12 protein-coding genes are annotated in these 13,860 nt (G+C 49.8%); 2 read left to right on the forward strand and 10 right to left on the reverse strand.

Annotated features, from left to right (window positions below; genetic code table 11):
* Nucleotides 1–19 precede the first annotated feature (19 nt).
* From K0A93_02125 to K0A93_02165, 9 genes are all read right to left on the reverse strand, one after another.
* Nucleotides 20–991, reverse strand: coding sequence for a calcium/sodium antiporter (locus tag K0A93_02125; GenBank protein ID MBW6510901.1), 972 nt, complete (start codon nt 989–991; stop codon nt 20–22).
* 138 nt (nt 992–1,129) lie between these two features.
* Nucleotides 1,130–1,816, reverse strand: a complete 687-nt coding sequence (locus tag K0A93_02130) for a hypothetical protein (protein MBW6510902.1) — start codon at nt 1,814–1,816, stop codon at nt 1,130–1,132.
* 104 nt (nt 1,817–1,920) lie between these two features.
* The gene (locus K0A93_02135; protein ID MBW6510903.1) at nt 1,921–4,245 is read right to left on the reverse strand and encodes an MMPL family transporter; all 2,325 of its coding nucleotides are present in this window, start codon (nt 4,243–4,245) and stop codon (nt 1,921–1,923) included.
* A gap of 17 nt (nt 4,246–4,262) precedes the next feature.
* Entirely contained in the window at nt 4,263–5,234 is a 972-nt protein-coding gene (locus K0A93_02140) for a hypothetical protein (GenBank protein ID MBW6510904.1), read from the reverse strand.
* Between the two features lie 97 nt (nt 5,235–5,331).
* Entirely contained in the window at nt 5,332–6,693 is a 1,362-nt protein-coding gene (locus K0A93_02145) for a DUF1329 domain-containing protein (GenBank protein MBW6510905.1), read from the reverse strand.
* A gap of 17 nt (nt 6,694–6,710) precedes the next feature.
* Entirely contained in the window at nt 6,711–8,519 is a 1,809-nt protein-coding gene (locus tag K0A93_02150) for a DUF1302 domain-containing protein (GenBank protein MBW6510906.1), read from the reverse strand.
* A gap of 59 nt (nt 8,520–8,578) precedes the next feature.
* Entirely contained in the window at nt 8,579–10,570 is a 1,992-nt protein-coding gene (locus K0A93_02155; GenBank protein MBW6510907.1) for an Ig-like domain-containing protein, read from the reverse strand.
* A 953-nt stretch (nt 10,571–11,523) separates the two neighbouring features.
* The gene (locus K0A93_02160; GenBank protein MBW6510908.1) at nt 11,524–11,901 is read right to left on the reverse strand and encodes a type II toxin-antitoxin system VapC family toxin; all 378 of its coding nucleotides are present in this window, start codon (nt 11,899–11,901) and stop codon (nt 11,524–11,526) included.
* Nucleotides 11,891–12,133: a hypothetical protein gene (locus K0A93_02165; protein ID MBW6510909.1), complete on the reverse strand. Its 243-nt coding sequence runs from the start codon at nt 12,131–12,133 to the stop codon at nt 11,891–11,893. The genes K0A93_02160 and K0A93_02165 overlap by 11 nt, the downstream gene beginning before the upstream one ends.
* Before the next feature lie 327 nt (nt 12,134–12,460).
* Between K0A93_02165 and K0A93_02170 the strand changes: the two genes are divergently transcribed.
* Both K0A93_02170 and K0A93_02175 read left to right on the forward strand, forming a co-directional pair.
* Nucleotides 12,461–12,733, forward strand: coding sequence for a prevent-host-death protein (locus K0A93_02170; protein ID MBW6510910.1), 273 nt, complete (start codon nt 12,461–12,463; stop codon nt 12,731–12,733).
* Nucleotides 12,730–13,029, forward strand: coding sequence for a type II toxin-antitoxin system RelE/ParE family toxin (locus tag K0A93_02175; protein MBW6510911.1), 300 nt, complete (start codon nt 12,730–12,732; stop codon nt 13,027–13,029). Before K0A93_02170 ends, K0A93_02175 begins: the two co-directional genes overlap by 4 nt.
* Nucleotides 13,030–13,254: 225 nt before the next feature.
* Here the strand turns inward: K0A93_02175 and plsY are convergent, their stop codons facing one another.
* Complete coding sequence (gene plsY / locus K0A93_02180; protein MBW6510912.1) at nt 13,255–13,845, reverse strand: glycerol-3-phosphate 1-O-acyltransferase PlsY; 591 nt, start codon at nt 13,843–13,845, stop codon at nt 13,255–13,257.
* Nucleotides 13,846–13,860 lie beyond the last annotated feature (15 nt).

Raw genomic sequence — 13,860 nt, forward strand, 5'->3', positions numbered from 1 at the left:
AAAAAAACAAATCAGCCAGCTATATTAAAAAAAAATCACGAATCAGATAACCGTTGTAGACGAGATATGAGCAGACCAAAAGAGCCCCGCCCCAACGATTAATGCGCCCCACTCTTCGATAACGATAACCGAAAACAAAGATCGATAAAGTCAAGACGGCCATCATCAGCAGGTCGCGAGAAATAACGACCGGTTCAACGCTCATCGGTTGAATCGTACCAGCAATACCGACCACCGCCAGGGTGTTAAAAAGATTCGAGCCGAGAACATTCCCCAGCGCGATGTCATGGGCCCCTTTGCGAGTTGCGATGATAGCCGAAGCCAGCTCCGGCAGCGACGTTCCGACCGCAACGATAGTCAAGCCGATCAACAGGTCGCTGACACCAAAACCCCGGGCGATCGCAACCGCTCCCCAGACCAGGATGCGCGAACTTACAACAAGGAGAGTCAGACCGACAACCAACCGCAAAAGTGCGCGGTTAAACGGCATGGCGTGGATATCGATATCGAGCGCCATTTCACTCCCCATGACTTCCTCATTATTTTTTACCCCTTGCCAGATCGTCCAGCCCATCACGACGGCGAAGACGCAAAGAAGAACCACCCCTTCTATCCGGGTAATTTCACCATCCCAGAGCTGAAAACCGGCCAGCGCCGTCACAACAGTGAGGAGTGGCAGCTCTTTGCGTAATACCTTGGACTGCACAACAATCGGACTGATCAGAGCGGTCAGTCCCAGAACCAGAGCGATATTTGCGATATTTGACCCATAAGCGTTACCGAGGGCGATGCCGGGGTTCCCCTGTGATGCGGCCAGTGCCGAAACGACCATCTCCGGGGCAGAAGTTCCAAAACCGACAATGACCATACCAATCAAAAGCGGTGGCATGCCAAAATGGTCAGCGGTCGCTGAAGCGCCTTCGATAAAACGATCAGCACTCCAGATCAAAAGTATCAGTCCTGAAATAACAGCGAAAAATGAGAGCAACATAAGAGTTGTGAACCTTGGAGCCTTTTGTAAAGGGTTTCGTGTAAGATTATTTTACTGAAACCGATCGTTTAAAGACCAAAAAGACCGGTCCGCGTTGCGCTGACCGGTCTTTTCTCCTATCAGACAAAAGAGCAGAGATCAGAGCGATTTAAACATCTTTTCCAGCGAAGTGGTGTAGCTGTCTGTCCACTCATTGATTGTCTCTTTATTGACCGCCTTGATACCGAGCCCCCCTAAAACTTTTTTCCCGACCATATCGATACGACGGTAGAAAATTTTATCCCCATTTTTATCCCAGAAGGAGACGATATTTTTTGTTTTTGCCCGGGTAAGCGGCACAAAACCTCCCGTTGCCTGGGTCCATTCGGAGAAGACCAGAACAACAGCGTCAACTTTCAGCGTTTTGCAGAGCTCACGAGCCTTTTCCGGAGTAATATCCCCTTTTTTGAAACCGGGGCCAAACAACGGCATCTCTTTTTTAGTGATGATTGGCGAATAGACCGAAACCTTGATATCTTCAGCCGCTTTACGGTATCCCTTGCTGGTGATAAACGTTTTAACGGCAACAACCTGCCAATGTTCAGACAAGGTTTTTTCGGTGACGGCCAGCATCTTTGCAGTCGCTCCCTGCATCAACGATGAAACAGAGTGACCACCGACACTATTCGAATCGACCGACCCCCCCCAATCACTGATGGCCAGCGAAACGACGGCAACCTGCTTCAGTTCAGGATTCCCTTTAAGATTCGCCTTAACAGCCCCGGCACAGCCGGTAAGCAGTAGTAAAAACATCAGAAATACGACAAGAGACAAGCGTTGCTGCATGATTGAAACCTCCATATCAGTATTAGATTAAATTTAATGTGATGATTCTGCCAAATCAGCAACGATTAAGCAAGGTTTTGTTGGTCTTAATATATGCTCCTCCCCTACCTCTTTTTTTCTTTTTTCAGCAGAAAACAGGCGAGAGCCGGTAAAAGCAGTATAGCGCCAAGCATGTTGACCAAAAACATAAACGTCAGCAGAATTCCCATATCTGCCTGAAACTTAAGCGGGGAGAAGATCCAGGTTGAAACGCCGATCGCAAGAGTGACGCCGGTAAAAACTACACCATTTCCGGTGATCGCCAGCGTATGCAGATAGGCTTGCTGTAATGATTGTCCCTGAATCAGATAACTGCGCAGGCGGCTGAAGATGTAGATACCGTAATCGACTCCGACCCCAACGCCCAGGGCGACCACAGGCAAGGTGGAGACTTTTAAGCCGATTTGAAAGATGCTCATTAACGCATAGGCGAGAAGAGAGACGAGTGCTAGAGGGATTACAATACAAAGAACCGAACGAACCGAACGGAATTCATAAAAACAGAGCAGGATAACAGCGCTGAAGACATAGAGCAGAATCGGGAACTGGGCTGCCGAGACCTCCTCATTGGTCGCGGCCATAACCCCGACATTGCCGGTTGCCAGTCTGAATTTCACATTCTCTGTGGCTGTGGTTTCCCGGTAATTTTTAACTTCGGATACAATCTTTGCGATGGTTTCAGCCTTGTGATCTTTGGTAAAGATCATCACCGGCATAACGCTGCAGTCGGAATTAAGCAGACCACTGCTGGTCGGAACATAACCGACAGCCTGGACCATGGTCGATTGATTACGCGGCAAAACCCGCCATTTCAGACTCCCCTCGTTCCAGCCGGAATTGATCACCTTGGCAATTCCCGGGAGGGTAATGACCGATTGCACCCCTGCAACATTATTCATATGCCAGGCAAAACGATCGATCGCCGTCATGATGTCGAAATCGACACAACCGTCAGTTTTGGTTTCAACAATCACCGTGATCACATCGACACCGATAGAGAAATGTTCGGTCACAACAGCACTATCGAGATTGTATCGGGAATCAGACCGCAGCTCGGGGACGCCGCGATGCATGTCGCCTATTCTCACATCCGACCCCTTCCAGAGTCCGAACCCGAAGAGAATGACGGCAACAGTCAGAATAATCATGGCAGGCTTCGGCTCGGCGGCCTGCTCGAAGAAACGCCAGAAAGGTCTCAAGAGACTGATCTGCTGATCGACACGCCGCTGGTAACGGTTGCCGGTCCGCACGTAAGAGAGGAGAATCGGCAAAAGGACGAGATTGGTCATAATAATAACGGCAACCCCGAGACTGGCGGTCACCGCCATCTCCTGAATCACTCTGATATCGATCAGATAAATCGTCACAAAACCGATGGTATCACTGGCCAGTGCAATAAAACCGGGGATCAGCAGCTGGCGAAAGCTCGCTTTGGCCGCGCTGAGTCGATCGGCGCCAGCACGCACTTCTGCCGTATTGGCAGTGATCATCTGCACAGCATGACTGACACCGATGGCAAAAATCAAAAACGGGACCAGCAGCCCCATCGGGTCGATGCCGTAACCGAGCAGCGGGAGCAGTCCGAGTTGCCAGATAACAGCAATCAGTGAACAGCTCAAAGGGATCAGGCTGAGAAGATAGGAACGGGTATACAAAAAAACCAGTAAAGACGTAATAACAAAAGCGACAAAGAAAAACAGGATCACGCGTTTTGCTCCATCAGCAATATCACCGATAACTTTGGCAAAACCTATGATATGAACGCTCACCTCATCGCTCTGGTATTTATCGCGAATCTTCTCTTCGAGCAGGTCTGAAACTTTAATAAAATCGAGCTTTTCACCACTGCTCGGGTCGATTTCCAACAGTTGCGCACTGATCACTGCTCCACTGAAATCGTTGGCCACCAATCGACCGACAATCCCGGCCTTAAGGATATTTTTCCGAACTATTTCCAACCCCTCGGCCGTCGGTTCAAAATCTGCCGGAATAACATTGCCGCCGGCGATCCCGTCTTCAACAACTTCGGTAAACCTGACATTCGGAGTAAAGAGCGAAGTGACCTGCGCGCGGTCGACTCCCGGGAGGAAGAAGACATCATCGGTCGCTTTCTGCAGCGTCTCAAAAAACTCCGGAGTAAAGATATCGCCCTGTTTTGTCATCAGGGCGATTAAAACCCGATTTGCACCGCCGAACTCTTTTTGATGCTCAACATAGGTCTGCATGTATTCATGTTCGAGAGGGAGCAGTTTGCTGAATCCGGCATCAATGCGCAGATTGGTAACGGAATAAGCCATCAGCAGCGTCATCAGAATAAAAAACCCGAGGAACAGACGGCGATTATTAAAAACGACCCTTTCAAGGCTCGATATCAAAATATCCAATTTCATAAAGATCTCCTGCCCCCTTATTTATCTGAAAGCAGACTGGTTTGTGAAAATCTGGCAACGCCGAAGTCTCCTACGGCAACAATAGCGCCGTCAGCGCTCTGAAGTAAGCTGCTGTAGCCCCGGCGTTCAGGATCTTGTTGCAGCTCAAAACTCTGGCCATCGTCATCACTGACGAGAAGAACTCCGGCCATTCCGGCGATAACGATCCTCCCGTCATTCAAACGCAGACCGGCGGTCAGACTCGCTTCCGTTACTGTTTCTATCTGTTCCCAGGTTTCACCAGCATCCTCTGAACGAAACAGATGACCGCGTAATCCATACAGCAGCAATCGGTCACCGGCTATAGGCAAAATACCAAAAAATGATCCATTGTAATCAGGCGTCAAACTGATCCAGTTTTCCCCGTCATCATCAGAACGGTAAGCAAGCCCCGCTTCTGCAGCAATAAACAGGCTGTCACCAATTTTTAAAATTTTATTCAGATGTAAATCATCTTCACTGATAAATCTCTTTGACCAGCTGTTTCCGGCATCGAACGTCTCCAGAAACAGACCGTAAGCGCCAATTGCAAAGCCGTGTTGCTGATCGAGAAAATAGAGATCGAGCAGAGGCGTCTCGGCTTCGATATCTTCATAGAGAAGCTCCCAACTCACCCCGCCATTTCGTGTGCGTAAAATGACCTGATCATGACCAACCGCAAAGCCATGCAGACGGTCTGTAAAATAGACGCCGGTTAAAGTGGTCCTGGTCGGAACCTGTTGTTGTTGCCAGCTGTTGCCGTTATCCTCACTGATCAGGATATGTCCACGCTCTCCCACAGCAATAAGCGCACTTTCTGCACGTTTCATATCAAGAAGCAGGGAGTGCGTTGCAAGGGGTGCAATGACCGAATTTTCATCCTCTGTCGCACAAGAGACAGAATAACAGGAGACGAAAAAGATCAGAAAAATGATCAGTTTAAAGCTGTATTGAGATAAATAATTTTTCATAATCGACCATCTCACAGTGTGTCCTGATTAAAAAAAACGGTCGAGCCGATACCGACCCGACCGCAAAAAAGCAAACAAAACAGTGATTATTTAATGTTCAACGATGTCCAGATCGACGCAGATCCCCGGGTGAAAAATCATTGAGGGTCCGCTTGATGTCAAAATTATACATGCTGCTTTCATTATCCAGCCCGATTGCGATATAACGACCGGTTTGCAGATCGGTGTGAACTTCAAGGGTTGTCCAGAAGGTCGGCACCTCATAATAGTTGATCGAATGCCCTTCTGATACCCGCCACAATTGATCCCGGTTGTCATAGATATCGACAGCGACGATCTGCCAGCTATCCTCATCAATATAGAAAGTGCGCCGTTTATAGAGGTGTCTCTCCCCGTCTTTTAATGTCGCGTCGACAATCCAGACCCGGTGCAGCTCATAGCGCAGATAGTCCGGGTTGAGGTGCAAAGGGGTCAGAATATCTTTGTATTTGAGCTTGTCGCTATGCAGCGTGTAAGAGTTATAAGGGACATAAATCTCTTTTTTGCCGACCAGTTCCCAATTATAGCGGTCCGTGGCACCGTTAAACATATCGAACTGGTCATTGGTCCGAATCCCGTCGGAAGCGGTACCGGGATTGTCGTAGGAGACGTTTGGTGCTCTTCTGACTCGTCTCTGCCCGGAGTTATAGACCCAGGCGGCGCGCGGTTCCTTGATCTGATCGAGAGTTTCATGAACAAGAAGAATATTGCCGGCCAAGCGTGCCGGCGCGGTGACAACCTGCTTGAAAAGAAGGATTTTGTTATCGAGCTCCTTTTCGGTTATCCCCGCCTTGCTGTAGACAAGATTGAATTCGTCGTCAAACTTGACCAGGGTGTAGTCGCCACCACGAGTCAATGCCGCCTGGGCGATTTGGCGTGACGCCATATCACCGCGATAGCGCAGCAAGTGATTCCAGATCACTTCGATCCCTGATTTTGGAATCGGAAACGGAATACCGTTGACGGTCCCTGTAACGCCGTCACCGTTATTAACCAGCTCGGCCGTCGCAGCGACCTTGCGGGTGGCGTCATAAATCCGTTGGGGGGATGATGCACTCCGCCGGGTCGGATAGACGTTCATCTTGAAAGTCGGATAAGCCTTCAGCATCGCCTGATGACCGACCGTCAATTTATCAGAATATTTTTCCAGATTCTCATTGGTAATGCTGAATTCGATCTTGTCCGCTGCAAAAGGATCCTGGTGATGATCCCCTTTTTTATAACCGGCAAGCGGGGTGGTAATCCCCCCGGTCCACGCGGGGATCGTCCCGTCGGCATTCGCGGCTTGTTCAGCACCGATCGGTGTCAGATCCTTTCCGAGCCGGGCAATCTCTTCCGGCGTCAATTTCGCCCAGCAGACGGACGCGATGCCGACAAACAGCAGAGTCGCTCCGAGAGTTATATTTTTTTTCAGACGCATAGTAATTCCCCTATCGTTTAGAATGAGTATTTGATGTTGGCGGCAACAATATCACGATCATTGAGCAGGTTGTACCGTCCGGCGCCGAAGAAATTGGTGTAGCTCAAGTCGGCGGTCCAGCTGTTGAGATAGTTGGCGCCAATCCCCACCGTGACCGCCATGCGCCCTTCGATGAAGTTGCCACCGGGTCCGGGGCTGATGCCGTTGACGTCGTGCTGCCAGGCGACCCGTGGAGAAAGAGTGACCGCGCCAATGGCGTTGTCATAGTCGAGTCGCGTCGCCAGACGATATCCCCAGGAGGTGGCGTCGGCAAAAGCGTCAGCTGGCTCAATTTCACCAAAATGCAAGGCCGCCAGATTGGCATTACCGCTGATGGGGGTTCCGGGGCCATTCAGACGCAGTTTATCTTTGTCCGGCATATCGTTGACATGGGTAATGCCGACTTCACCGATCAGAACAAACTGACTCGCTCCAAAAGTGGGGCCTAACAGTTTCGTCGCCGTAGATTGAACCTGCACAACGTCCCGTTTGATATAACCGGGGACCACCGATTCAAAGGGGATCAACCCCAACTGACCATAGGTGGCAAGCGGGGCGGCACCAGTGTTTCCCGGGCTGAGATTATCCTGAGCACCGAGCGCCGCAAACAGAATTTCAATATCATCGATCTGTAACGGCATATCCTGCCGATAGGAGACTTCTCCCTGCAGGGCGATTCCTGACCCTTTTAACTGGGTGTTGAAACTGATGCCGTAGAGTTTGATATCTTCGGGATAACTGACAAAATAACTGGCTGTCTCTGCATAAGTACGCCCTTGCGGGTCGACTCCGGCGGCAGCGGCGGCCGTGCCGGTGCGGGCGTTGATAATCGGCAGACGACTGTGATAATTAATGAAGTAAAATCCGAATTCGGTCTCATTGAGCGCTGGTGTATAGACCCGCAAAGCTAATCCATACTGGCCGTCATCGGAGGCTTCCTGGGTTGCGGATCGACCGACGACAGCACCCGTAGACGCCGGGACCGTATCAGGGACCCCTCCCCAACCGAGCATGACCCGACTCCCCCCCTCGCCGACAAAATCGTTGGTACTCCAATACGATCCGGGAGGATCGATAACCGTCTCCTCCCAATCGTAGAGGTAGAAACCTTCCAGAGTGGTGTTCGCTGTCGCTCCGATCGAACCCCAGATCATCCCTTCCGGTATTAAAGCTTCTTTCAACTCAGCCCCCGGCAGACGAATCGCACTGACATTGACCGGATTGATGCTGTTGATACTGTTCTGGATAAAAGTGCTCTCACCCCAACTGACAACCTGATCGCCGACCCGAAACTGCATCGGTATCGAACCGGCATTAAAGGATGCGTGGATATAAGCATCGAGCAGATCGGTGGAGCTGCCAACCAGATCTTTAGCCTCAGAGGTCAAGGGTGCTTTATCGCGATCACCCTTCTCATTTTCGTAATCATAAAATGTCGTGCCGCGCAGAAAAAGTCCGACGCTGCGATAGTTCACCGCCAGATCAGAGGTCAGTTTGGCGACATTACTGATCAGCCCCTTACCATAATTAAGATTACCGTCATCAAAGTTGACCGAACGCGCCGTTCCACCGGCGGCTGTGCCGATCAGCTTAGAACTCTGATTCTGCACCCGCCACGTCGCCCCGTACGAGAGGGTCGAATCGAGGCTGCCGGTGATCTCCCCTGCTTCGAACTGAAATGCTGCCGCAGAAGAGACCACTAAAGTTGAAAGAATCAAAACAGACAGGACAAATCCACCGACCGGTGAGCCGTAGCTCCAGAATTTTTTAATCGTTTGCTTCATCATAGTCACCCCTTTGGGCAATAAAGATCGTTGAGATATCGCTCTGATCACGAATCTACCCCCTATTCCAGAACAGAATCGTCAGATATTGTAAAAGTAGTGCCATCCGTCGCCAAAAAGGTTGCCATGGCCGTCTGCATGACAGATGTGACCAGAGGATTTGCCGCCGGGCTGAGAATCGAACTGTGGTCGCCAGAAGTAAAGCGTAACCAGGTGCTCGTCACGCTGTTCTTCTGTAGTCCCATAAAGAAGGCCAGAGGATCGGTACCGGCAAGCGGCGACGGAACCGTCCCCGCCGGAGCATCAGCCATGACATTATTCGGGACAACCTGATCACCGATCACCTCGAACAGTAACATTCCACGCCCCGTTCCGACCGTTGTTGCGTAGTTGATTGGATCGGCAGAATCGATAACGGTCTGGGTCGCACCCATAAAACTTTCATAATCCGCAGAACCCTTGAGCACACCATTGGCGGCCAGACCTGCCGCAATACGCGGTCCAAAGGTTGCTGATCCGTCGAGGAGTTTGGCAATCCCGCCGCCAGGCATGCCAAGAACCGCCGACTTTACTCCAGACTCCAGGTCGAGGAAGGGGACGCCAACGATGCCACCAAGAGAGTGTCCGACAAAGTAGATATTACTGATATCAAAGTCTGCTCCTCCGCCGTCGTAATCCATCGTCGTCAGGGCGTCTGTTAAGGCAAAGAGATCAGCTACTGCCTGGCGCACATTGTCACGTGAGGTCAGCAGGCTGGAAAGATTGATGAAATGGGTGCCGGAGGAATCGGCACCATCCGGCATTTCACCACCCGCAAAGTCAAGAGGAGCGCCGGTGGTATTGTTGACTAGATCCAGATCAAAAGTTCGCTCCGCTCCGAAACGAAGAGGGTGTCCAAGAGGTAAACCATGCAACGGCATATCTATAGCAACGACCGCAAACCCGGCATTGGCTAAACTGTCTGCGACAGCCAGCATATTGGTACGGTTTTGAGTAATGCCGTGCTGGAAAATAACGACTGGCCATGGTGCGCTACCCGTTGCAGGCACGGATAGTAGCAAAGGAATGGTTTCGGTGCTGGTTGCAACCGGGTTCGGATTTAGAAAGGTCAAATTAGAACCACTCACCCCCTGCCAAAATGACTGCAGCGGATCAAGCGGACTGATATCGGCATTTTTAAGATAATAAGGGACATCCAGTGTCCCGGCAAAAACATTCGCCAGACCAGGGCCAGCACCCAGCAGGGATGCGGTTGTCCCGATCGGGACAAAGTTATCAGCCGCTCCAGTTGCGGCGGTACGTGCGGCGTTCAATACCACTCCAACCGACTGAGTGGTAAAGGTCCAGCTGAGAATGACAGTATCGGTATCAACCCCGGCGCCAGTCAAAGCCGCTTCCTGATAATTCACCAACTGTCTGACCGGTTCCAAAGCCTCTGCAGCCGTTCCGACAAGACTGTTTGGCGTTTTGGCAATCAGATAGTGTGCGGAAGTTTGTGGTGACCGCCCATCAATGCTCTTGATACCATCAGTCAGCATGACCATATAGCTGCTGCTCGATTTCAAGGGAGCCGTGGGGAGGATCACCAAGGTAGAATTGGTCGGATCGACCGATGAGAGTGTTGCAAAGAATTCACGACCAAAACTAAGCTCACGGACAATGCCCGTAACCGGACCTCCAACCGGTAAACTAGGAGACGTAAAAACACTCACCTCAAACACTCTAACTGTTGCCGGCGTTAACGTTGTCGGGTCGATAGCGCTGCTGAAGGTCGTGCTGATCGGCGCGACAGTCGAAAAACCATCCAGCGCATTCATCGCCACCTTCGGGTCTGAAAAAGCATCCGGGTCGTCGACCGGGATATTCAGCGTCCCATCGGTTGAACCACTGAACAAAAGGTTAGTCGGGAATGGAATGACCCCTGCGGTCAGGTCAAAGTAAGCGGTAAACCCTTTTCTGTCGATATTGAGCTCTGTTTCAACATTCTCATTACTGCTGCAAGCCGTCAGCAGAAGCAGTAATGAGAGGACGAATAACCAGATTACCCTGTACATAAAATTGGCCTCCTCTTGACAAATAGAACCGAATTTTTACTTGATAGGCTGAATCAGCCTAACAAGCAGCAAACCTGCCGCAATCGAGCTATCAATTTTGCGTCCCTCTTGACTCTGGAATCAAAAAAAGAGAAGACGTCAATATATTTTCCACCACAATATATCGACAGTATACTGAGGCTCTCTTCCCCTGCAAGAAATATAATAGCGTTATACAAGCAGATTCAGATTATATTGAAATGACAATTAACATTAAGCGTATAGACTTTGATCAATAAATGATTTTAATTCTTTTGATGATACCGATATTTAAATTAAAAAAAATAAACAGCTAACCTGCCGTAAAATAAAGCTTGAAACGATTATAGCAAGAGCTTGAAAAAGCGACATAGACAGACCATAACCACAAATCAGAATCTGGCTCAAGTTGACGCTCTCGTAAACGTTATAGAACAGCATTCTATCCAAGTCAACAATTATTATTTTATTTAATCCTGCAAGAGTAAAACAACCGTTACGATCGACAAGTGAGGCAGGAAGTTATCGGCAAAGTTCGGTGGAGGGAAATGAAGAATTGAAATTTAAAAGAGTCTGCACAACGCAAAAAAGCGGGTACCGCTACGGCTGTAGCGCTACCCGCTTTTAAACTGGTGGCCTCGGTGCGACTTGAACGCACGACCTACCGCTTAAACAATAGAGAGCAACAATAGAGGGACGTTGTTAAGCTGGTTAACTTGCCATTTTCAAGGGGTCAGAAAGGGACACTTAGCAGCTTAATTTTCCAACACATTTCGCCCCTTAAATTAATCGTAGGGCACCAGGGAGCAGACCAACAAAATCCAAAGTTAAGAAAGGGGGTAGTCGGTTAGCTCCACCTCTGTGCCTGTTGAACCCCTTTAAATTTTCCCTTGGATTTCTGAGCCGTGAAGATGCGACCCCGGTGATCGGTTACCTTAAGGTTTAAATGCTTTTAGTTGAAGATCTTTTATGACCCTGAAATGCTTCACATTACTTGAGGCGAGGGTCATGTTATTTTCGACTGCTGTAGCGGCTATGAGGGCATCACCTGATCCAATGCTTGATGACAAGGTATACTCCTCAATATAGATGGACGCACGATGGCCAATATTTTCAGTTAAAGGCAGGACCATAAATCCAAAAGCTGTTAAAAAATCTTTCGTGCATTTATGCTGTTCTTTGTTTTTGGCATTCTGCAACAATTCCATGTAGGTCTGAACCGAGAGGTATTTTTCTTCTTCTTTTTCAAAGAGATCGGCGGCTTTTTTATTGCCTCGCTGAGCCCAGATAAATATATCAGTGTCAAATATCATCGTATCGAGGCCTCCTCAACTCTTTCATGACATCTGCCACAGATTGTGTCGAATCTTGAGATAACATTCCAAAAAATGGATGCTCTTGAACTTTTTGCCGCTTTTTCTCTCCCGAAGGGATCAAAACCCCTTTGACTTTGCCACGATAAAAAACGGTTACTCTCTCGTTCCGGTCTAACGCCTTGAGAACATCATTCATTTTATATCTGAGATCGACTACCGTTGCTTTCATAGTGAACCTCCCCTTGAAATGTATATTTCAAGTATACATTGACTCCTCAAAAGTCTCAAGGTGAGATGCCATTTTTTTGGTTCTTACGGTTGAAATTTCTGGCGGACAGTTTATCTAACTCCCCGCAGACAATCAAATAAAAAGCAAGGGCACAAGGATCTGCAAAATTAAAATTTAAGAAAAGGGGGGAGTCGGTTAGCTCCACCTCCGTGCAACAGGCCTGCTGAAGAAACAGCTCACCAGGGGCCATTTGTTGGGTAAAATCTCCTTGTCATGACCGGGTATCCTCGTTATAGTGTGTTGCAAATGCAACGCAAGGAGCCAGTTATGAAAACAGCCAGTATGCCATCACTCCGAGTCGACCCTGAGCTACGTCACGATGCCGAAAGTGTTTTGCGTGAGGGCGAAACCCTCTCCAGCTTTATGGAGCAGGCACTCCGCTTAAGCATCCAGTCCCGTCGCGTACAAAAAGAGTTTATCGCTCGTGGATTAATCTCTCGCGATGAAGCAAAGCAAACGGGTGAGTATTTTGCGGCAGAGGACGTTTTGCTTGAAATGCAAGAGCTGCTGGCGCAGGCACAAACCAGGGCGCGTAAGTGAACGATCAGGTTCGTTACACAAAAGCCGCCAGGGAAGATCTGCTTCGACTTTGTAAATTCCTTGTCGAGAACGACCTGGAAACTGCGAAGAGTGCGCTTGAAGCAATCAGAAAGAGTGTAAGTCTTCTGCAGGATTTCCCTTTCACCTGTAGAAAGGCAACTTTCGAAAACCCGTTTTTAAGGGAGATGGTGATCAGCTTCGGTGCTGGCGGGTATGTCGCCCTGTTTGAGATCGAGGCGGAAAATCTTGTCACCATTCTGGCGGTTCGGCATCAAAGAGAAGAGGATTACCATTAGCGACGCCAAGGCTCTTGAAAAACTGACTTGACGTACAGAATCGCCAATGACACAAATCTCCCCAGTCTTTTCCATTCCACGCCGTTGCGCCTCTTTGCAAAATCGTCGGCCGTTTCTATCGCCCCGATAAAACTGGTGACTGCTCATCGGGTATCGGGCGGCCTTTTTTGTCAAGAGCTGTCCGGGGGAATTCCCCGGAGGGTGAGGAAGGGGGAGGAAGGTTCTTCAGACACGAAAGCGGTTTTCAGTGCCGCTGATCAGACGGGAAATATTGTCCCGGTGGCGCCAGATGACGATTGCCGCGATGAAAAATGTGGCACCGACCAGTGCTGTGGAACGCTCAAACCAGAAAATCAGCAACGGTGCAGCTGCCGCCGCGCAGATCGAACCGAGCGAGATGTAGCGCCAGATCGCCACCAGGGTAATAAAGATGGCCACCAGACATGCGACCGTCAGCGGGGACAGGACAATAAAAATGCCCAGTGCCGTGGCGACGCCTTTTCCCCCTTTGAAACCGAGATAGATCGGATAACAGTGGCCGAGAAATACCGCTAGCGCCACCAGCGCCACCTGGGGTTCCGGAAGATGCCCCCACTGTGCTGCGAGCAGGACCGGCAGCACCCCTTTGAGGGCATCGCAGACCAGCGTCAGCACTCCCAGTTTACGTCCGGCCACGCGATAGACGTTGGTGGCGCCGATATTGCCGCTGCCGGAAGAACGGATATCCCCGGCTCCGCTTAAGCGGGTTAAGATCACTCCGCAGGGGAGTGCGCCGACCAGATAAGCAGCGAGGATAATCAGCATCAATTCAGGCATCGGTTTTCTTTCCGC

The sequence above is a fragment of the Desulfuromonadaceae bacterium genome, from assembly GCA_019429445.1.
In the GTDB taxonomy this organism is placed as follows: domain Bacteria; phylum Desulfobacterota; class Desulfuromonadia; order Desulfuromonadales; family JAHYIW01; genus JAHYIW01.

What these genes read in the sequence shown, in the direction of transcription:
- K0A93_02145 (MBW6510905.1), bottom strand. Translation starts at nt 6,693, where the DNA reads ATGCGTCTGAAAAAAAATATAACTCTCGGAGCGACTCTGCTGTTTGTC.
- K0A93_02165 (MBW6510909.1), bottom strand. Translation starts at nt 12,133, where the DNA reads ATGAAAGCAACGGTAGTCGATCTCAGATATAAAATGAATGATGTTCTC.
- plsY (MBW6510912.1), bottom strand. Translation starts at nt 13,845, where the DNA reads ATGCCTGAATTGATGCTGATTATCCTCGCTGCTTATCTGGTCGGCGCA.
- K0A93_02135 (MBW6510903.1), bottom strand. Translation starts at nt 4,245, where the DNA reads ATGAAATTGGATATTTTGATATCGAGCCTTGAAAGGGTCGTTTTTAAT.
- K0A93_02130 (MBW6510902.1), bottom strand. Translation starts at nt 1,816, where the DNA reads ATGCAGCAACGCTTGTCTCTTGTCGTATTTCTGATGTTTTTACTACTG.
- K0A93_02150 (MBW6510906.1), bottom strand. Translation starts at nt 8,519, where the DNA reads ATGATGAAGCAAACGATTAAAAAATTCTGGAGCTACGGCTCACCGGTC.
- K0A93_02155 (MBW6510907.1), bottom strand. Translation starts at nt 10,570, where the DNA reads ATGTACAGGGTAATCTGGTTATTCGTCCTCTCATTACTGCTTCTGCTG.
- K0A93_02170 (MBW6510910.1), top strand. Translation starts at nt 12,461, where the DNA reads ATGAAAACAGCCAGTATGCCATCACTCCGAGTCGACCCTGAGCTACGT.
- K0A93_02125 (MBW6510901.1), bottom strand. Translation starts at nt 991, where the DNA reads ATGTTGCTCTCATTTTTCGCTGTTATTTCAGGACTGATACTTTTGATC.
- K0A93_02140 (MBW6510904.1), bottom strand. Translation starts at nt 5,234, where the DNA reads ATGAAAAATTATTTATCTCAATACAGCTTTAAACTGATCATTTTTCTG.
- K0A93_02160 (MBW6510908.1), bottom strand. Translation starts at nt 11,901, where the DNA reads ATGATATTTGACACTGATATATTTATCTGGGCTCAGCGAGGCAATAAA.